This is a genomic window from Pseudomonas sp. Pse35 (assembly GCF_024519715.1).
Classification (GTDB): Bacteria; Pseudomonadota; Gammaproteobacteria; order Pseudomonadales; family Pseudomonadaceae; genus Aquipseudomonas; species Aquipseudomonas paracarnis.
Genome location: NZ_JALJRP010000008.1, coordinates 17,708 through 37,975, shown reverse-complemented (window position 1 = coordinate 37,975; position 20,268 = coordinate 17,708). Strand labels below are relative to the sequence as shown.

Here is a 20,268-nt window from a genome sequence, read left to right as displayed (position 1 = left end):
GCTGTTGCTCAAGCGTGGCCTGCCCCTTTTTTAACGCTTATTTCAAAGCTTGGATGTTCTTGTTAGGAGTTTCGGCGCAAACTATCTTCACGAAATAGCATGGTAGCTATGCTACGGCTAAAGAACGCCATATAGACAAGCATGATATGCGCAGGAGGATAAAATGATTCGTGAAGTTACCGTGTGGGAAAACAATTTCTTGTTGATTTTCTCGGACGCTGTTCGCCTCTATGAGGCAGCGGAAGAGTGCGTGAATGCAGATCTCAACAGTGTGCTGGCCAAGTCCGCAGTTTTGTCTGTAAACTACGCGATCGAAGCAGCAGCAAATTCATTCCTTCAATCGATAAAGATGACTAAAGTCATGCAAGAAAAGATTGATAAATTTTCTACATTGGATAAGTTTGACTTTGTACTACAGTGGCATACGGATCACCACCTAAGTGCTGGGGATTCTGATGTTCAGGCGGTGAAGAATCTTATCAAGAACCGAAACTCCATGGTTCATCCGAAAGTTACAACTAGGTCGATTTCAGTCGAGACTGAAGTTGGTAATGATGGCATCATAAAACACTCCATTGTACAGCCAGAGCCCCGGAAAGGTAAGGATCTTAAGCCAAAGCTACTGGGTGATGACCCTGAGCTCTATACCCATGAAGATGCTAAGGCTGCGCTCCAGGTGATGACCTCGTTCTTGAATATATTTGTACATTGGTGGGGTGTTGGATATGAAGTCGCAGAAACCTTTTTGTTTCAGACGTGGGATGGGTCGATTAATGCTCGGCAGGTGATGTTCAAAAAGGATCAGATCACCGTATTGATTCGGAATGATCATTTTCTGAATATCCAATTCATGGGGATTCATGGGATGTTTAAGGATGAAGAAAAGCCTGCCTGAAGAGGGTTACTCTCACGCAGAAGTGAGTCGCCTCGTGTGTCATCGACACGTTGAATAGCGGGTATTGTTCGATTTCCACCATTGTCTCGTAAAACAATCTTAGGTCACGTTTTGACGATCATGAATACGATGCTCGAAAATTAGGCTTATGTCCTATTTAATACTTTGCAATATTTCCATTGCTCTTACTCAGTAACCGAACTAAGCAGATGATGTCCGATGGCTATCGGTAAAGGATGAGGTCGCCCGGGCGGGCATTGGGCCTACACTGAGTAAAAACCTCGCACGACCTAAAAATGCCGTTTTAGCCGTGCGTCTATCTCGCCAGCGCAGTACAACGCCCTTACTAATCAAAGCTGACAGAGTGCACCATGAAACAAAATACTCTTCTTGTAGCCGTTTGCGCTGCACTGATCCAGGGCTGTGCCGCCACCTCCAATGGCCATGAAGAATCACCTTCCATGGCCATTACTACTTCCGCTGCTTTAGCCCAGCTAGCATTACCCGCTTACTACTGGAGCCTGGTTTCGGCGACTGATGCTTCGGGCAAACCGCTCGCTGCTCTGAACAAAGGTATCGATCGCAAGCTGCGCGTTTCATTCGGTGACAAGAACCTGAACATCAGCGGTGGTTGCAATGGCCAGCACGGTGGATACCACTTCCAGGACGGGATTTTGAAGGTGCAGCCACTGGCCTCTACGCTTATGGCCTGCGACAAGAGCCTAATGGACCTTGACGCCCAGGTGGGTCGACTGTTCAAGGAGGGCCTGCGTGCAGTCATCATCGGCGATAGCACGGAGCCTACGCTGCAACTGACTACAGCGGACGGATCAGTGCTCAAGCTACAAGGCGAGGCTACTCCTGAGACGCGCTACGGTAGCAAGGGTGAGATCAAGTTCCTGGAGGTGGCTCCCAAGACGGTCAAGTGCAGCCATCCAATGATCCCTAACTTTCAATGTTTACAAGTGCGCGAGCGCCGATTTGACGAAGCCGGCTTGCAGCTTCCGACCCAAGACACATGGCATCCGCTGTATCAGTCTATCGAAGGAATCGAACATCATGACGGCGTACGCACCGTGCTGAGGGTAAAGGAATACGAATGGAAGAATCCGCCTACGGACGCCCCCTCGAAGGTCTATGTGTTAGATCTGGTCGTCGAACAGGACGCTTCTGAGGCGAATAAGTAAGCGAGACGCAAAGCAGGCCGGTATCCACTCGTAACCGGTGCATACCGACCTGTCCCAAGTACTCGAGATGCCGGCGCTGAGTAGTCAGATTACGCTTTGGAGGTTTTTCACCAGATTGCGTGAAAAGCCTTTCCACGCGGATAAACACCTGATTTCATGACACGGTGTTCAGCTGTTTCAGCGCGACACCCATAGAGAGCCCGGCCACTCAGTCGAGCTTTTTTATGCGCGCGACAAATGATTTCATCTGTATCCAGGACAGCCCTCGGGAAGGCCAGAGCGCGGATAGCCGGATAGTGCGACGTACGGAATCAGCACCGGCTGCTCGTGCGCTCTGACCTCACAAGCTTGTGGAGTGGTGCGAGACAGGAGCCGCGAGATCGATGCATTGAGACGTCGACGCTGAGAAGAGCTTTTGTGGACCGCCCGGAAGAACGAAAGCACCTCATCAGGACCTCTTTATTTCCAAGGTTTTGCGTTTCCGAAGCCCTTGGATCATTCTTTACGCTCATATATCAGGAGCGTTCGTTATGGATAGAGAGCTGAAGGAACAGATCAGACCTGAATACAGCGAGATCTTTAATATTGTCGCAGACGCTGTAGACGATTCGGATCCAGCGACGAGCAGATTAGAGATTCAGGTGCCTTTGAGCGCTGAGTTCTATAAATCCGGTGCAGATATTGCTCAAGCCTTAGAAGAGCACTTTCCTAACAGAGCGGCGTTCGTGGTACTGGATGTTCACGTACGTCCTGAGTCGTTGGACATAACAGCTTACGTCCCTCCGAAATATTCCTTACAGAGTGTTGGCGGAAGCTGGGAGGTGGCGGCGCCAGACGAAGATTGTTGGGTTTTCGGGGTTTCGGATGAATCAAGCGCAAACAGTTTGGTGGGCGTGTTGAATTCGCCTCCTGCCGCGAAGCACTTCCACCTTGCAAATCCTGGTGTTGGTGTCGAGAGAGCCGTGTTGACCACTGTTTTGTTTGGGCTGCGTGATAGGCAAATAGATTTGACTTCCTGCAGATACAGGAGACAGGGGGTTCTTGATAGTCACGACCTGTTAGCGTAATTCTTTTATACACATAGCCCCGCCATCGTGCGGGGCTTTTTCGTTTCCAGCTCGACGACAACCCTTCCTGAAGCTCGGGAGCAGCTCGAAGCCGAGCGCTTAGCTTTTTACGCACCTGCGTATTGTGCATAGAAGCGCACTCTGTCTGGCTTCCGGCGTCCTCGACGTAGGTTGACGTTACGCACGTTGCGCAGGAAATACACTTCTTTGCGCACACTGCGCAATTACCAACACAGGTACTCACCATGCCCTACATCGTGATCCCACAACCTTTCCCGAAGTCGCCACTGCAAACGCAGTTCGACACTGAGGACGAGGCGAATGCCCGCGCTCAATCTATGATCGAGCAGGCGCCACAGCAAGCTGTTTACGTCGCTGAGTTGAAGACGCTGTACCAGGGCCAGGTGACTGTCACCTCAGCCCCTGCGATTGCTCAGCCAAAGAGCCCCGAGCAGGGATAGTTTCACCGCCACGCCGGGAGGCGTTGCAACCGCGTGCCGTATCGTCGAGACGACGACACACCAGCACAAACCGCCGGGGTTCGCCCTGGCACCTATTCATGTGAGCCCGCCAAGTGCGGGCTTTTGCATTTCTGGAGGCCAGCATGAAAGCCCCGGACAGGAGTTCATCTATGGCAAACCCGACACCGGAAGGCATCGTTGAGGCCGTTATCGTTCCCGCCGCCAACAAAGGCTTACTGGTTGGTGCGGCCACAGGGGTTGTTGGCTGGCTGTCCCAGGTCAACTGGATTGGCCTTTCTGGTGTTGGCATTGCGGTGTTGGGTTTGCTGATCAATCTGTACTTCCAGATTCGTAAAGACCGTCGTGAAGCTGAAGCAATTGCCGCCACTGCTCGCAGGGAAGACGCGGAGAGTGCCGCGCGGATCAAAGCCTTGCTGGATAAGTGCGACATATGAACGCTCAGCTGCGCCAACGTATCGCGGTCAGCCTGCTGGCTGTAAGTGCGGCGGGCTTCTCTGCCTGGAAGGTGAGTGAAGGCTACACCGACCATGCAGTCATCCCCACCGAAGGCGATGTGCTCACCATCGGCCATGGCTCAACTCGATACGAGGATGGCAGACCAGTGAAGATGGGCGATCAGATCACAGCTCAACGTGCCGAGCTGCTGGCCCGCAACCTGATGACCCAGGACGAACAACGATTCGCGGTCTCGCTCCCGGGAGTGAAACTGCACCAGGAGGAGTTTGATGTGTACATGGACTTCGTTGGCCAGTATGGCATCGGCACCTGGCGTCAGTCCTCCATGCGGCGTGAGCTGCTTGCGGGCAACTACATCCAGGCCTGTAAGTCGCTGCTCAAGTATCGCTATGCGGCCCGGTTCGATTGTTCCACTCCTGGCAACAAGCGGTGCTGGGGCGTTTGGAGCCGCCAGTTGAAGCGCTACGAGCAGTGCATGGAGGTACAATCATGATCCGCTATCTGATCGCGGCACTGATCGTTTGCTTGATCCTCATTTACGGCGGATGGCAGTGCATCGAATCCCAGGCCAGGGATCTGGCTGCCGCGACAGATCAGATCAGCACGTTGAACAAGGCCGTCGAGTCGCGGCGCAAAACCCAAAAGCTGCTGACTCAGATCGACACCGAAAAAACGAAGGTTCTCATCGATGCTCAAACTCAGAACAAGGCTTTGCTTGCTCGTGTCGGCACTGGCGCTCAGCGCTTGTCAGTCCCAGCCCGCTGCCCAATCGTGCGAGTCGGATCAGTCCCCACCGGCTTGGATGATGCAAAAGAGAGAGCCGAACTTGACCCAGCGGCTGCTCAACGAATTCTCGCCATCGCAAATGACGGTGATGAAGCAATCATCGCCCTGACAGCTCTGCAAGAGTGGGTCAGCGCCAAGTGTCTTGGCGTCACACCTTAATACCGAACAGAACCCAACCTACATGCAAAGGAAGCGCTCCTATGGCTGCTAAATGTGATTGGGCAGCCGTCGAGAGAGACTACCGGACGGGCTGCTACACCAACCGTGAGCTGGGCCGCCGGCATAACATATCCGAGGGCTCTATTCGGAACCGCGCGGCAAAGGAAGAGTGGCAGAAAGATCTGTCCGAGATGATCCGTCAGCGTGTGCGGGAGAAGACCGGCCGTGCCGCCGCTGCAGCCATCACAGCTGCGACTAACGACGCCGAGATCGTCGAGCAGGCTGCGGAAGCGGGCGCCCAGCTGATACACGGGCACCAAGTGTTGATTGCGCGTACTCGAGGCATTACTCAGCAGTACGTCGAACGTATTTCCGAGCAAGTCGCCAACGGCAAGATCATTGTTATGACGCCGAAAGGGTTGCCCGTTGAGATCGACATCCCCCTGGATTACGTAGGCAAAAGCCTGGGCCATGCCACTCAGTCCATTGAGCGCCTGATCAGACTCGAGCGTCAGGCCCATGGTCTCGACACAGACAAAGACCGGGAAAGCGCTGGCAAGTCCCTGGAAGAACTCCTTGCTGAGGCTGCCGGTGATGGCGAATGAAACCGATCGCCAGCGCTTGGTGCGCGAAGGTGATGAGTTCATCGCGCTGCATTATGCGAAGCAGCTGAAAGGTAAGACGCTGCTGCTCAAAGCCTTGGGCAACAAATGGTACCGGCTCAACGCCCTGTACAAAATCAAGGATAAAGACGGCAAGGTCCGGCGCTTCAAGCCAAACGACCAGCAACGTCAGCGGTTCCTCGATGAGCACAACCGCGACCTCATCCTCAAAGCCCGGCAGCTCGGGTTTACCACCTTTGAGATGATCGACGCGCTGGACGATTGCCTGTTCACCAGAAACTACAGTGCCGGCTGCATCTGCCACACGCTGCCGGATGCTAAAGAGATCTACCGCAACAAAATTCGGTTCGCCTACGAGAAGCTTTCGGGCGACCCGGCGTGGTCGGCGATTTTTAAGTTGATCGGCCTGCGCCTGCCGGTACCCCGCAGCGATAAAGACCAAGGCTACATCTTCGACAACGGTTCAAGTATCTAGGTCTCCACGTCGTTCCGGGGAGGCACGCTTCAGCGCCTGCACGTGTCCGAGTTCGGCAAGATCTGCAAGCTCAGTCCCGACAAGGCCCAGGAGATTGTAACCGGTGCGTTCGAGGCCGTTGCGCTGGGTAATCGCGTCACGATCGAAAGCACCGCAGAGGGCCGAGAAGGCTACTTCTTCGACTATTGCGAGTCGGCTAGAAAAACTAAGGACAGCAGGCGCCCGCCGACGGTGATGGACTGGCAGTTCCACTTCTTTCCGTGGTTCCGCGATCCAACATACCGGCTGGAAGCGTGCGACCAGGTGGTGGTGCCGCTTTGGATGCAGGAGTACTTCGCAGAGTTAGCGTCCAAGCAGGGCATCCGCCTGGACCGCGCACAGCAAGCGTGGTACGCCAAGAAGGCGGAGTCGTTGCATGACGACATGAAGCGCGAGTATCCGGCGACACCGGATGAAGCGTTCGACCAGGGCATCAAAGGCGCCTACTACCTGACGCAGATGCGGTTCCTCAGGCAGCAGGGGCGGATTACGAAATCTGTCAGCCGCAACCCAACGCTGCCTGTGTTTACCGCCTGGGACTTGGGCATGGGGGACGCGATGTCCATCGTTCTATTCCAGGTAGTGGGCCGCCAGGTTCACATCATCGACTACATCGAGCACTCCGGCGAAGGCATGGAGTATTACGGCGAGCTGCTCAAAAAGCTGGGCTACTCCTACGGTGCCCACTACGCGCCGCACGACATCGTGGTGCGTGAGATTGGAACCGGGAAATCGCGGATCGACGTAGCGAAGCAGTACGGCATCACCTTCCAGATTGTCCCGCGGGTTTCCCGTAATAGCGAAGGCGTGCAGGCGGTGCGTAACTTCTTACCGCTGTGCTGGTTCGCAGAGGATGAGCAGGACAAACGTGCGGCTACGGATGAGCCAGATAACGGTAGGCCGAGAACTGCCGGCGTATCCAGGCTGATCGACTGCATAGACAACTACCGCAAAGAGTGGGATCAGCGCTTGGGCGTATACCGGGATCAGCCCCGCCATGACTGGGCCAGCCACGGGGCTAAGGCTTTCGAGACCTTGGCCAGGTGCGGTGTTTTCGAGTTCACCACTGGCAGGATCCCTGGCACTCAAAGCTCAGCAAACACCGACCGCGGCCGCCGCAACTGGAGCGCACACACATGACCTCTATGACCATTGGTTGGAAACAAATCGCTGACGTGATCGCTCGCCTGGTCGCCCCCATGGCCGTACAGAGCCTGCAACTGCGCCGCGATATAGGCCTGGTGCAGGTAGATGCCGTGGAGATCAAAGAGCCGGACGGCGCTTATCCAGCTATCAGGGTGCAGTTTGAGATGGCTGAGGCGCTGGGCGTGACGCTGAACATCAAGCTGGCCGAGTTCACCGCAGATCCTGTCCCGTACATGCAGGGAATGCTGCTGCATTTGCGCGATATGGAACACAGCGCGAAGTTACGCCGGGCCGGGCGCCAAGCTGAAATCAATGTCGTTTATGAGGCAATAACCCATGGGTAGTTTTGGTTTGCTGCAAGTCAGGAGCGCGGCCGACCTGCAAGCTGATGATCAGGCCGCCGAGGCTGCTGCTCAGCAGAACCGACGTGCCCAACAAGTGGAAACCTCGCTGGCGGCGCATATTCGCCGCTGTTACGAATCCGCCAAGCAGGCGAAGCGCGATATTGACGAGCGTCTGCTGGATTGCGCGCGCCGGCAAAAGGGAAAGCACGAAGAAACGAAGCTGCAGGCCATTCGCGAGAACGGCGGCAGTGAGGCTTACCCCAAACTGACTACAACCAAGTGCCGCGCGGGCGCGTCGTGGATCAGGGACATTTTGATGCCGGCGGTGGGGCACCCGTGGGGACTTGATCCAACGCCTGTCGCCGACATTCCGCCGGAGTTCCTAGCCGCGTTCCAGCAAAAACTGGCTCAGCAAATGCAGCAAACTCAACAGACTGGGCAACAGCTAAGTCAGGGCACAGGCGCAGAGCAGCAGGGGCAGGGGCAGGGCTTTGAAATGCCTGATCCTGCGCAGGTTGAGACCAAGTTGCGCGAGCTGATCCAGGAAAAAGCTAAGGAGGCGTGCGAGGCTCACGAACTGCTGATCGCTGACCAACTGGCCGAGGGCGGCTGGGAAACCGCCCTGGAAGAGTTCATAGACGACTTCACCATCTACCCGGCGGCCTTTATCAAGGGGCCGATGCTTCAGCGCGTGCCTCAGATTGCGTGGGGGCAGGGCTGGCAGATGATTGAAACCGACGAAATCCAACCGTTGTTCTTCCGGGTTTCTCCGTTCGATATGTACCCGTCGCCGGATTCAACGAACACCGATGACGGCGCCTTCATGATCGAGCGCGAGCGCTACACCCGGTCGCGGCTCAATGCTCTTCTCGGCGTGCCAGGTTATAGCGATACGGCCATTCGTGCCGTGCTGACTGATCACGGGCAGGGCGGGTTACGTGAATGGCTGACCACCGATGCGCAACGCGCCAAGCTGGAGGACAAGGCCGGCGACTGGATGGTCAACAACGGTGAAACCATCGAGGGTGTGCATTACTGGGGCGGTGCCCAAGGCTTAATGCTGCTGCAATGGGGCGTAGATCCCGGGCAGGTGCCCGATGTGCTGGGTGAATACGAAGTCGACGCCATCCTGATCGGTACACACGTCATTCGCTGCGTGATCAACCGCAATCCACTGGGTGGTCGGCCTTATCACAAGGCCTCGTTCCAGATTGTCCCTGGTTCATTTTGGGGCATGTCGATCCCTGAGCTGATGGACGATGTACAGGATATGTGTGGCGCAACGGCACGAGCTCAGGCCAACAACATGGCGTTCGCCAGTGGGCCACAGGTTGAGGTGGATGAGGACCGCCTACAACCAGGCGAAAATCCAAACGAGATGTTTCCCATGAAGCGCTGGAGGGTGAAAAGCGGGCAGACGCAGGGGCTTGCTGGTGGGGCTACCGCTCCCGTGCTGCGCTTTTATCAGCCGCAGAGCCTGGCCGGCGAACTGATGGCTGTTTATGACTCCTGGGAAAAGCGTGCTGACGACGCAACGAATATCCCTCGCTACATCTACGGCGCGGAAAAGGTCGGCGGCGCCGGCAACACGGCCAGTGGTTTGTCGATGCTTATGGAGTCTGCCAACAAGGGCATCAAGGACGCGATACGGCATATCGATCGTGGTGTTGTTCGCCGTGTCATTGAGGCGCTGTGGTTGTTCAACATGCGTTATTCGGATGACAACGCGATCAAGGGCGACTGCAAGGTGGTGGCGCGAGGTGCAAATGCGATGCTTCAGCGCGAACAAACGTTGCAGGCGCGCACGCAGTTCCTCGGCTTCACCAACAACCCGGTCGATATGCAGATTCTCGGCCTGGAAGGGCGCGCCGCCATTCTCCGCAAGGTCGCAGAAAGCCTCGATATGCCTGGGTTGATCCCGACCAAGGACGAGATGAAGGCACGGGAGGATCAGCAGCAACAGCAGGTGGCTCAACAGCAACAGGAGCAAGCCAAGCTGGCGGGCCAGCAAATGGAAGCCGAAACCGGAAAGGTTGCTGCTCAAACCGAGGAACTGACCGCACGTGCCGACAAGATCCGTATCGAGGCCCAGCGCCTCGGCATGGAAAACGGGGCAACGGTCGCTCAACTTCAACACGCATCCGGGGGAGCCAATGAAACCCAGCGACCACCAATGGCGGGCCCTGGTCAATCTGAGCCACAGCCCGGACTGGAAGCACCTGAGGGAGCTGCTGAGCAGTTGCCTGATGGAGGCCCAGCAGAACCTGGAGACGGGCAGCAACCTGGAGGGGATATTTCGGGCCCAGGGCCGGGCGACCCAGATCAGGGAATTACTTGAAACATTCGATAAATCCCGCGAGGCGCTTGACCGAATCAACGCCTCGCGAAACCGCCAGTAGCTACAGAAAAAGCCGCCCACCTTGAGGCGGCTTTTTTGTGGCCACTCTCCGGTCATGCGGCCAGATGACCCGAACCAGTACCACGACCAGAAGCCCGGACCTGCCGGCTCTACCACGGAGAAAACGATTAGATGAACACGCTACCCCGCAACGTACAGGCTCAAATTGACGAAGCAGAGGCCATTCAGCAGTCGCTGAACGCGCCGGCCGAGAATCCCGTTCCCGAAGCGGCTCCGGCAGCAGAACCAACTGAGCCTCTGATCTCAGATATCCAACAGCCCGTCAAAACGGACCCGGCCCCGGCCGCCCGTAATGCCGACGCTGACTATTGGGAGCAACGCTTCAAGGTCATTCAAGGGAAATACAACGCTGAAATCCCGGCGCTTCAGCAGGACGTTTCCCGTTTGACTGCAGAACTGGACAAGGCGAAACAGCCCGCAGGCAATGCCGTGCAGCGCGCCGTGTCAGATCTGACCCCCGAGGAGATCGAGAACTACGGGCCGGACCTCGTGGCGCTCATCCAACGAGTGGCTGGTGGCCAGGTAGCTGCCAATCCCGCAGAACTGGAAACGATCAAAAGTGAACTTGAGGGGCTGAAGCAGAAAACCCAGCAGACGGATCAGGAAAAGGCTGTGCAGGCGCAGGAAGAGTTCTTCCGTCAGCTTATCCAGCGTGTACCTGATGCGATTGAGGTCAACGCTTTGCCGGCTTTCCATGAGTGGTTGAGCCACATGGACGCATTCAGCGGCAAAGAGCGGCAGCAACTTCTGATCGAGGCCCAGACAGCCAACGACGCTTACCGCGCCGCTGCGCTGTTCCAGGCCTTCAAAGACTCGCAACCCGCTTCGGATGCCGGAGCATCTGCTCCGGTGCCCGTACCGGTACCAGCGAAGCCCGCCAATGTAATCCCCGAGGAAGAGATTCAACCGCGTTCTACCCGCACCAATGCTCAGCCTCCGGCTGAAGGGAAGTGGTGGAGCAACGAAGAAATCAATCAGTTTTACAAGGACGTGGCGCTCGGTAAGCGGTACACCAAAGCCGAAGCGGCTGCGATTGAACAAGACATTTCAGACGCGGTAGCGAACGGTCGCATCACGCGATAGCACGCGCTCTGTAACGCCGCGAGGCGTCATGAGACAGGAGTATCACGATGGCAGGTCCAACACGTGCCCAAGGGCAGCCTGACTACAGCTCGACCAGTGCATCGGGTTTTATCCCGGCACTCTGGTCGGGCAAGCTGGTTCAGAAGCTTTACGCAGCAACCGTTTTCGGTGAGATCGCCAACACCGACTACGAGGGCGAAATCAAAAACCAAGGCGACACGATCAACATCCGCACCGTCCCGTCGATTGTCATCAAGGACTACAAGATCGGCGGCGGGGTGACCTACGAAAAACCCACCAGCGAGAAGGTCCAACTGCAAATCGACCAAGCTAAGTACTTCGCGTTCGAAGTGAACGACGTTGATGCTTACCAGGCCGATATCAAGCTGATGGATGAGTTCAGCACTGACGGTGGCGAGCAGATGAAGGTGGCGATCGATACCCAGTTACTCAATCGTCACTATGCCGATGCGGCCGCCACTAACCGTGGCGATACCGCGGGTGCGCTGTCGGGCGATATCAACTTGGGAAAGGCCGGCGCGCCGGTAAAAATCACCAAGGAAAACATCCTGGATGTGTTGGTGGATTGCGGCACCGTCCTGGATGAACAGAACATCCCCGAGCAAGGGCGCTGGGTGGTGTTGCCGGCGTGGATGAACGGCATGCTGAAAAAATCGGATCTGCGTGATGCCAGCATTATGGGCGATGCCACTTCGGTCTTCCGCAACGGCAAGGTCGGCATGCTCGACCGCTTCACGGTGTATATCAGCAACAACACCACCGCAGTGGATGACCTCACCGCTGCCAAGAAGGCCAGCAACGTGATGTTCGGTCACAAGAAGGCCATCACCTTTGCAAGCCAGATGACCCAGATGGAAACCCTCCCAAACCCGAATGACTTCGGCAAGCTCGTTCGTGGTTTGAACGTGTTCGGTTCCAAGGTCATTGATCCCAAGGCCGTCGGCAATCTGTACTGCAGCCGCTGACTTGGCCCTCCACCTAATGGGCGGCCTTCGGGCCGCTTTCTGTTCCTACGGAGAAACTCCATGATTCGCGAACTGATTGAGAAGGCCAAAACAGCTGATAAAACTGGGCTGATCCAGATCCTGGATGAGCTGGGTGTTAAGGCCGACCAGCGTAAAAGCGAAGACACATTGCGCTCGGAAACGCTGGCGGGGTTGCAGCAGGCGCTGACCGATGAAGAACGGGATGTTGCCGGTGGTGTAGCAGAAATCACCGGTTTGCCCGGCAACATTGGTACGCAGGCTGGCGAGCAGGACATTACGTCCGCACTCGGCGCTGAAGAAGGGCACGCTCTTATCGATAACTCGCTGCCCGGCGACCAAGTTCTGCATGGCGTTACCGCGGACGTTACAAGCGAGGCTATTGCCTCCGACCTCGCACCTCCGGACCTTGATGAAGAGCATGCCCCGGCCGCGGTGCAAGGTCGCCCGGTGAATCGCCTGCTTCGCAACGCCAACACCGGCGCCGAATTCGTATGGACCGTCGAGCTTGCCAAGCTCTCGCACATGATCGAGGTGTAAGTCATGCCGGTGACGACTGTTGGCAACATCCTGACCCGCGCTAAGAAGATCCTGCAGGAAGTCACCTCAAACGGCACGCGGTGGGCAAACACTGAGCTTTTGGATTGGCTGAACGAAGGGTACGCAGCAGTTTGCAACATCAAACCCAATGCCAGCTCCGTCACGGCTGAAATTACTTGCGCTCCAGGCACTCGGCAATCGATCCCAGAGGGTGGTTTACGGCTGCTGGAGGTGGTGCGCAACATCACCGCCGACGGCGGTGGCCTGAGTGTGATTCTCACGACCAGGGGCGCCATCGACTCTACCCGGCGCCGGTGGCACGCGGAGCAGCCCGTGGAAGAGATCGAGCAGTACATCTTCGATGAAGCGGCGCCGCGTCAGTTTTACGTCTACCCGCCGGCGCTGGCCACCAGCAAGCTGGAGATTATTTATTCGTCGGTGCCCAGCCCGCACGAACAAGTGATGGCCAAAGATGATGCCAGCGAGAAAATCCGCCTGGACGATTCGTTCGCACCGGTGCTGCTGGATTACCTCCTCTCCAGGGCTTATGCGAAAGATGCCGAGCATGCGGCCAACCTCAACCGGGCGACTATGCATTTTCAGATGTTCCAGGCCGCGCTGGGTATGAAGGTGCAGACGGATCGCATGCTTGGCCCTCTGCCGGTCGCGGCTCCGTCCCAGCAACAGGTAATACAGCAATGAACGTGAACCAGTTGGTTGACCAGATCCTGCCGAACGTCCCTGGGGCGGTTATCGCCTCGATTCGTGACGGTGTGGCCTGGGCGCTTCGCGAGCTGTGCACCGAGGTGCCGGCCTGGAAGGTCAGAATCCAATTGGTCGATGGTGAGCAGCAGATAGCCGCCGGGCCGGGCCTAGAACCTATCCGTATCCAGGCGCTGTACCAGGATGGACAGCCTGCTTACTGCCAGGTGTTCCAGCCTTCGCCGGACACAGTCATTGTCACCGATGGACCTTCGAGGCTCACCGCAGACGTAGTTGTGCGACCGACTTTTGGCTCCAGCGCTGCGGCGCCGCCGGATTGGCTGCTGGACCGCTATTGTGAGGCGCTGATGCTTGGCGCCCAGTATTGGCTGCGCAAGATGCCTGAAAAACCGTGGTCAGACATGCAGCGTGCCTTGATAGATCAGACCGGGTTTTATGCGCTCTGTACAAATGCTCGATCTGAGGCGCTCGCCGGCCACCAGTACGGCAGCATCAGGATGAAGACACCGAGGTTTGCATGACATCCATTGCGATTACGTCTTTCCGTGGCGAGCTACCGGCGCTCACCCCGCGCCTGTTGCAACCCACCAATGCCCAGGCCGCTCGCAATGTGAACCTACGCAAAGGTTCGCTCCGGGCCGAATATGCACCTTTGCCGGTTACTGGTATCGGTGGTGTGATCACCCCGTCGTCAATCTACCGGTATCCGTTCGGTAATGACGGCCAGGGATTTTGGTTTGCCTGGGGCGATGGCAAGCAGGTCAATGCCGCCAAAAGCCCGTTGGCGAAAGATGCCTGGTCGCGGGTCTACTGGACCGGTGACGGGTTCCCCAAGATGGCGCCCATCGGCGTTGCGACCCAGGGCGCCGGACCATACCCTTCTGGTTTCTATCGGTTGGGCATCCCGGCCCCAGTCAGCGCACCGCTGGTGACAGAGGCGGGCAATAGCGGCACACCGCCTGCCACTCAGGTCAACGCCACGTACATTGTGACGTACGTTTCGGCATACGGCGAAGAAGGGCCGCCTAGCCCCGCGTCGAACATCATCACGCGATGGGACGGTGCTGAAGATCAGTTGGTGGGTAAGATCAATGTCCAGTTGCCTGCGGCGCCAACTGGCCCCTACAACATTGTCACCAAGCGGCTGTACCGATCTGAGAGCGGCGGGGAGTTCCTCTACTTGGCCGACTTTCCAGTGGCCCAGACCAGCTGGCTGGACGAGACGAACAGCGACGGACTGGGTATTGCTTGCCCGTCCCTTACCTGGGATATGCCGGACCCCACCATGGTGGGGTTGGTGGAGATGCCGAACGGTATTTTTGCTGGTTTCTTCGACAACACGCTGTGCTTTTGCGAGCCGTATTACCCACATGCCTGGCCAGTGGACTATCAGATCTCGTTTCCTGACAAGATTGTCGGCCTTGGTGTCACCACGGCCGGGCTGGTGGTGGCCACCACCGGGCGTCCGCGGTTGGTCACCGGCACGACGCCGGCGGCTATGTCAGCCTCTGACCCCGATGCTGATCGAGTGTGTGTGTCCCGCGGCTCAGTCGTGGATATGGGGGAGTACGTCGTGTATGCCTCTACCGAGGGCCTGGTGGCGGTCTCTGGCGGTGAGCCGCAGCTGATCACTGAGGGCATCCTGACGCCAGAGCAGTGGCAGGCGCTCAACCCTGCGTCGATTCATGCCTGTCGGTACGAAGGGCGTTATCTGGGGTTTTACGATGGAGGCTGCTTTGCCTTGGCGCCGGGAGAGGGGATTGAGTTCATCGACGTGCACGCGGCGAACTCCTATTACGACATTGCCGCGTCGTCGCTGTACCTGATCCAGGGCAGTACGATTTCCAAGTGGCGCGGCGGCCCGTCGATGACTTACCGGTGGCGTTCGAAGATCTTTGAATTCCCGCCGGGCTCGGCGAACTTCAGTTGCGGCAAGGTGGTGGCCGATACTTATCCGGTGCGGTTCCGCGTGTTTGCGGACCAGGCACTGGTACTCGATGAACCCGTCAACGGTGCCGGCATGTTCCGGCTACCTGCTGGTTACGCTGACGCCCGTGAATGGCAAGTCGAGGCCTCCGGTACTGCGGAAGTTTTCTCCATCCAAATTGCGAATACACCCTCTGAGTTGACCTAATGACTGCCAAACGCTCAAGCCTTCCCGCTCCCAGCAGCAAGGTTTCGGCGGAGTTGCGCCCATTTTTCAGTGCACTGACTGAGATCATCGAGACGGGCGAGGGAAACCGCGGGAACCCACTCGACAAGAAGCTGACCTATCGCGAATTGCTGGAGAGCGGGGCATTCACTCTGCGCCCAGGCTGGAAACCGGGCGGTACCGGTGGACTGGTGCCGTCTCCCGGCGTTCCAGATCGGGCAGTGCCGCCGGCGCCGGTAGGCTTCCAGGCGGTAGGGGTGTTTGGGATGAACACGCTGACCTGGGACAACCCCTACAAGCTCTACCGCAACCACTCGCTGACCAATATTTATCGCAGCGAAACGGACAACTTTGGCCACGCGGTGCTGATCAGCCGCGCCACGGGGATGATCTACAGTGATCCAATTCGTGGTGATGTGGTCGACCCCAACGACCCGAAAAAGGGCATCAGTTATTACTACTGGATCACCTGGGTATCCGCTTCGGGTGTCGAAGGGCCGCCCAACAGCCCGGCCGGTACGCACGTTGAGTCGATGCTCAGCATTGATTATCTGCTGGACCTGATCACCAAGGAGATGAACCAGAGCGAGTTGGCAAAGGCCTTGGCGAAAGCTATCGACCTGGATGGCCTCAATCAGCAGATTGCGATGCTGGATGCGGCCGCCCAGGCGGCGAAGCTTATGACCTCGGCCGAGCGTTATCTGCGCGACGACGAGAACGTGCACATCCGGCGGCAGATATCCGATCTGCGGGTTCAGACCGGCAGCGACATCAAAGCGGCCATCAGTCAGTTGCAGGAGGTCATCACCTCCGACCAGCAGGCCATCGCGCACCAGATTGACCTGATGCAGGCCAGCATTGGTGAGCATTCGGTCGATATCGTCACCGAGCGTACGGCACGAATTAATCTGCAGGAGGCCGCTACCCAGGCTTTGAATGGAATGTCATCGCGCTTGGAGAAAGCTGAGTCTGTGTTGACGCAGTACAGCGAGACTTTCGCGAGCGCCCTTGAAAGCCAAGCCCGAAACATGGAGGGCTTGGTGTCGCGAATGGACACCACGGCAGCCCAATACCTTAGCGATCAGCAGACCATTGCCACCGAGTTTGAAGCCACTACGCGTTCTATCACGACGCTGCAAAGCAACCTCAATGAGCAATCGGCAGCCATTCAACAAACCCTCAGCACGCACACCACCACGCTGGAAGGATTGGCGGCTCAGTACACCCTGCGGCTTGATGTTAACGGTTTGATCAGTGGTGTCGGCGCGTACAACAACGGCACCGTGGCGGACTTCGCGATCCTGGCAAACCGCTTCTGGGTTGCCACTCCCGGTGCCCAAGGGCCGAACTACGTGAATCCCTTCATGTTGGAAGGCGAAAAGGTCTACATCAACACGCTGCTGGTGAAAGAAGCTTCAATTCAGCAAGCGCAAATCGGCCCTATCAGTATCGGCAAGCTGACGGCAAACGATGGGTTTACGCCGGTTACCACTGTGGGTGGCCAGCTGCGCGCAGAAGCCATCGACGTGGCCAACATCACGATCGGTTTTGGCCAGGTGTATGGGCAGCTAGTCAGTTCGCAAATTGGGGCGGGCGGGCTGCCACGATTCGTGATTGATCCCCAAGCCGGGATTTTCATGAATGGTTTGGTCGGCGGGACGCGCATGGTCATGACGGACCAGTACCAGCACTGGTACGACGCCGCCGGCGGTCTGCGCATTGAAATCGGGGAGATGATGGTATGACGTCGATTATTCGCTGCCGTGATGCCAGCCAGCGTGTCACGTTCGACAGTACAGTCCGAACCATTCGCAAAATGGAGTCGATTCGAACGCAAAACAACGTAGGGGGCAGCCTTGACATGTCCTCCTATGACGGTCTCAAGCTAGATATAAGCCTGATGCCCGCAGAAAACGTAGGACTGTCACCGGTTCCCCTGGTGGTGATCAACGGCAATACGTTGACGTGGTCGGCTGCTCCTGTGTCGTGCTTCCTGATACTGGGAATTTCTTCATGAGCATCGGCTTCAGGGTCACCAATGACTGGGGGAACCTTGCTGTCGATGAAAACAATCCGATTTTCATTGCGGCCGGTGAAAGCGCAGGGCATATCGATAACGGTGGTTGGACAGACGTTCGCCTCTACAAAGACAAGGATGGCATCCCGCCCGTAGCCATCTTTTTCGAATACACCTTTTACGGAATGTCCACCAGCCCGACACCGCCCCTTGTATTCGCAAGACCTCGGAATGTCGCCTCCCAGGTGAACACGGTTATCGGCTATATCGCAGCAAAGGGCGCACCAGGGGCGTGGACTGGGGTGGTGGTCGCTTTCACCATCACCAATCTTCCCGGCAACCCACAGAACCATGCGGAGCTGTACCCGCTGCTCCGGGCCTACATGTGTGAGTTTTTGGTCGTTTTCTCCGGTGGTTATATCAGCGGTGAAACCCACGGTGTCCGAGTCTGGGCGCCAGGTTCAACATCGGTTGTGTTTGATTCTGGTAACAACGCCCTGAGTTACAAGCGATCCAGCGGCGCGTGGAACTACAGCCACCGCGACCAGGTGCTCAGTGATCAGTACCTGGAAGCTTGGTATGGCTCCGATACCTTCGGCGCACGGAATGAATGGATGCTGGTTAGCTCCATCGGGACAGGCTACTTCATGCGCTACAACGGTGAGGTAGCGGGCAGCCGGCTGATTGTTCCAGGCGTGATTGGCGAACCCATGCAGCGGCTCATCCTGACAGGTCGTTCTGGCACGCTAATCCACATGCCATTTCTGTTCATTGAAACCCGAAGGCCGGTCGAAGAAGGCATCGTCCTTCCTGCTGGACCGGGCCCGGCTTAAACCTTCCAGGAACCATCATGGCTACGACCCATATCTACCGCGCTGGCACGGTCTCTATTGCTGCGGGCGAACTCATTGCGACTGGAACCGGCACGTCATGGTTATCGAACGCTGTCCGCGGCGATGTGCTGTTGGTGCCGAGCGGCCAGTGCTTTGAGCTGGTCACTGTGGAGACCGACACTCGGGTGACGCTGGACGCGGCACCTGCCGGGGCTATAGCAAACGCACCCTATGTGTTGCTCCGTTTCGTCACCAGCCAGGGCATCCGAGATCTGCTAGAGAAAATCGAAGAGTTCTTGAAAGACCGTCAGGTCAGCCTGGCTGAGTTCGCGGATTGGACCACCGGCACTGCCACTGGCGGCCCGAACAAGGATGGCAAATACCCGCTCACGGATCGTTATGGCACGGTGACGTTGGCCGAGTGCCCCGCCAAGCTGGTCGCGATGGCCGGGCAGGGCGGCGGCGGTGGAGCTGGCACGGTCAAGCAGTTGAATGACGCCTTGCCCGACGCACAAGGCAAGTTGACGGTAACTGCAGGGGATATCGGTGCCGCCACGGCTGAGCAGGGCACCAAGGCTGATGGTGCAGTGCAAAAGGCCCAGGCGATGCTTTACCGGCCTTTGCTCACCGATGTGCTGGTGCTGGGGGACAGCCGCGCGTTTCAGTGCACCAAGGGCAATGTAGGATTTGCCGACTGGGCTGTTTCCGAAACGGGTGGCCTTGCAGCGTTTCCGATGGCCCTCAACAAAGGGGTCGATGGAAACACCACGTCGCAAATGCTCGCCCGACTGCAAGCTGATGTAATGGCCAACAGCACCGCCTTCGACGTGATGGTGCATTTCGGTACAGGCAACGATCGCCTTCAGGGTATGAGCCTTGAGCAGACTATTCGTAATCTGGAGTATCTGTATGCAGCGCTGATCAAGCGGGGCAAATTGGTTATCGCTATTGCGGAAACGCCGGTGATCGGTGCCAACGTCGGATTACCAGCCCAGCAGACAGCGAACCACTTCGCTGTGCACAACTGGTACCTGAACGTCGCGCCCAGTTTGGGTGTGATCGTGGTTAATCCGTGGGATGAGATGGTCGACCCAGCGTCGGGCACGAGCTTTTGGCCCAAGGAAGGCATGACCGGCGACGGCTTGCACCCGACTCCGATGGGCGCTCGGATCATCGGCCGCAAGGTGGGGGAAGCCCTGAAAAGGCTGTTTACCTTCCCGGCATTACTTCCGACCTCCAGCGTGGCCTATGACTCGACAGCGGTACCTGGTGGCAGCCTGATTCCCAACTCGCTGCTGACCGGTACCAACGGCACGCTAGGCGCGGGGAGTAATGCCACGGGCCAACTGGCTACGTCCTGCACGTTGCTCGGCTCAAACCTCACAGGCTTAACTGTTGCAGCCTCCAAGGAGTCAGCAGATTTCGGGTTCAAGCAGGTGCTGCGAATCACCGGAATGCCGAGTGGAACGACGCCGACCCTGACCATGGAGCAGTCGGTGGACGTGTCAAAGGTCGCCGTGGGCCAGAGACTGCGTGCGGTGGCGGGTTGGGAGTTTGTGAGCGTTAACACCAGCGTCTTGCAGGTGGCCCTGCAAATTGTGGCCGCGACTTCCAATGGCACCACCATCGCCCAGATTGGGCAGAACCAGGAACTGAATCACGCACTACCCATTGGCAGTATCGATGGGACGCTGGTTACCCAGCCCCTGACGCTGGCCCAGGCACCTACAAGCCTGAAAGTGAGACTTTCCATCATCTTCAAATCCGGCACCGGCCAGGATGCAACCATCAAATTGCGTCAGGTGGATCTGGCACGAATTTTCGCGTGAGGGCTTATC

Annotated in this window: 22 protein-coding genes; all 22 read left to right on the top strand. The window is 57.3% G+C overall.

What is annotated here, in order from left to right:
- Window positions 1-163: 163 nt before the first annotated feature.
- A complete protein-coding gene (locus OC445_RS09535) occupies window positions 164-895 on the top strand; it encodes a hypothetical protein (RefSeq protein WP_262020105.1) in 732 nt (243 codons plus the stop codon).
- Between the two features lie 371 nt (window positions 896-1,266).
- Complete coding sequence (locus OC445_RS09530) at window positions 1,267-2,082, top strand: META and DUF4377 domain-containing protein (protein WP_262020104.1); 816 nt, start codon at window positions 1,267-1,269, stop codon at window positions 2,080-2,082.
- A gap of 530 nt (window positions 2,083-2,612) precedes the next feature.
- Window positions 2,613-3,149, top strand: coding sequence for a hypothetical protein (locus tag OC445_RS09525; protein ID WP_122814632.1), 537 nt, complete (start codon window positions 2,613-2,615; stop codon window positions 3,147-3,149).
- Window positions 3,150-3,394: 245 nt separating this feature from the next.
- The gene (locus OC445_RS09520) at window positions 3,395-3,610 is read left to right on the top strand and encodes a hypothetical protein (protein ID WP_262020103.1); all 216 of its coding nucleotides are present in this window, start codon (window positions 3,395-3,397) and stop codon (window positions 3,608-3,610) included.
- Between the two features lie 143 nt (window positions 3,611-3,753).
- Complete coding sequence (locus OC445_RS09515; protein ID WP_262020102.1) at window positions 3,754-4,065, top strand: holin; 312 nt, start codon at window positions 3,754-3,756, stop codon at window positions 4,063-4,065.
- Window positions 4,062-4,580, top strand: coding sequence for a glycoside hydrolase family protein (locus tag OC445_RS09510; protein WP_262020101.1), 519 nt, complete (start codon window positions 4,062-4,064; stop codon window positions 4,578-4,580). The genes OC445_RS09515 and OC445_RS09510 overlap by 4 nt, the downstream gene beginning before the upstream one ends.
- Window positions 4,577-5,032: a lysis protein gene (locus tag OC445_RS09505; protein ID WP_262020100.1), complete on the top strand. Its 456-nt coding sequence runs from the start codon at window positions 4,577-4,579 to the stop codon at window positions 5,030-5,032. The genes OC445_RS09510 and OC445_RS09505 overlap by 4 nt, the downstream gene beginning before the upstream one ends.
- 41 nt (window positions 5,033-5,073) lie before the next feature.
- Window positions 5,074-5,637: a hypothetical protein gene (locus OC445_RS09500; RefSeq protein WP_262020099.1), complete on the top strand. Its 564-nt coding sequence runs from the start codon at window positions 5,074-5,076 to the stop codon at window positions 5,635-5,637.
- Window positions 5,627-6,130, top strand: coding sequence for a hypothetical protein (locus OC445_RS09495; RefSeq protein WP_262020098.1), 504 nt, complete (start codon window positions 5,627-5,629; stop codon window positions 6,128-6,130). Before OC445_RS09500 ends, OC445_RS09495 begins: the two co-directional genes overlap by 11 nt.
- 42 nt (window positions 6,131-6,172) lie before the next feature.
- Window positions 6,173-7,309: a hypothetical protein gene (locus OC445_RS09490; protein WP_262020097.1), complete on the top strand. Its 1,137-nt coding sequence runs from the start codon at window positions 6,173-6,175 to the stop codon at window positions 7,307-7,309.
- Entirely contained in the window at window positions 7,306-7,659 is a 354-nt protein-coding gene (locus OC445_RS09485; RefSeq protein WP_262020096.1) for a hypothetical protein, read from the top strand. Before OC445_RS09490 ends, OC445_RS09485 begins: the two co-directional genes overlap by 4 nt.
- On the top strand, window positions 7,652-9,997 hold the full coding sequence (locus tag OC445_RS09480) for a hypothetical protein (protein ID WP_262020095.1): 2,346 nt from the start codon (window positions 7,652-7,654) through the stop codon (window positions 9,995-9,997). The genes OC445_RS09485 and OC445_RS09480 overlap by 8 nt, the downstream gene beginning before the upstream one ends.
- A 192-nt stretch (window positions 9,998-10,189) precedes the next feature.
- A complete protein-coding gene (locus OC445_RS09475) occupies window positions 10,190-11,161 on the top strand; it encodes a hypothetical protein (RefSeq protein ID WP_262020094.1) in 972 nt (323 codons plus the stop codon).
- A gap of 47 nt (window positions 11,162-11,208) precedes the next feature.
- Window positions 11,209-12,147: a hypothetical protein gene (locus OC445_RS09470; RefSeq protein ID WP_262020093.1), complete on the top strand. Its 939-nt coding sequence runs from the start codon at window positions 11,209-11,211 to the stop codon at window positions 12,145-12,147.
- Between the two features lie 60 nt (window positions 12,148-12,207).
- Complete coding sequence (locus OC445_RS09465) at window positions 12,208-12,705, top strand: hypothetical protein (RefSeq protein ID WP_262020092.1); 498 nt, start codon at window positions 12,208-12,210, stop codon at window positions 12,703-12,705.
- A 3-nt stretch (window positions 12,706-12,708) separates the two neighbouring features.
- Entirely contained in the window at window positions 12,709-13,407 is a 699-nt protein-coding gene (locus tag OC445_RS09460) for a DUF6682 family protein (protein WP_262020091.1), read from the top strand.
- Entirely contained in the window at window positions 13,404-13,949 is a 546-nt protein-coding gene (locus OC445_RS09455) for a hypothetical protein (protein WP_262020090.1), read from the top strand. Before OC445_RS09460 ends, OC445_RS09455 begins: the two co-directional genes overlap by 4 nt.
- Complete coding sequence (locus tag OC445_RS09450; protein WP_262020089.1) at window positions 13,946-15,562, top strand: hypothetical protein; 1,617 nt, start codon at window positions 13,946-13,948, stop codon at window positions 15,560-15,562. The genes OC445_RS09455 and OC445_RS09450 overlap by 4 nt, the downstream gene beginning before the upstream one ends.
- On the top strand, window positions 15,562-17,325 hold the full coding sequence (locus OC445_RS09445; protein WP_262020088.1) for a gp58-like family protein: 1,764 nt from the start codon (window positions 15,562-15,564) through the stop codon (window positions 17,323-17,325). The genes OC445_RS09450 and OC445_RS09445 overlap by 1 nt, the downstream gene beginning before the upstream one ends.
- Entirely contained in the window at window positions 17,322-17,597 is a 276-nt protein-coding gene (locus tag OC445_RS09440; RefSeq protein ID WP_262020087.1) for a hypothetical protein, read from the top strand. Before OC445_RS09445 ends, OC445_RS09440 begins: the two co-directional genes overlap by 4 nt.
- A complete protein-coding gene (locus OC445_RS09435) occupies window positions 17,594-18,430 on the top strand; it encodes a hypothetical protein (protein WP_262020086.1) in 837 nt (278 codons plus the stop codon). Before OC445_RS09440 ends, OC445_RS09435 begins: the two co-directional genes overlap by 4 nt.
- Before the next feature lie 17 nt (window positions 18,431-18,447).
- Window positions 18,448-20,259, top strand: a complete 1,812-nt coding sequence (locus OC445_RS09430) for an SGNH/GDSL hydrolase family protein (RefSeq protein WP_262020085.1) — start codon at window positions 18,448-18,450, stop codon at window positions 20,257-20,259.
- The last annotated feature ends 9 nt before the right edge of the window (window positions 20,260-20,268 follow it).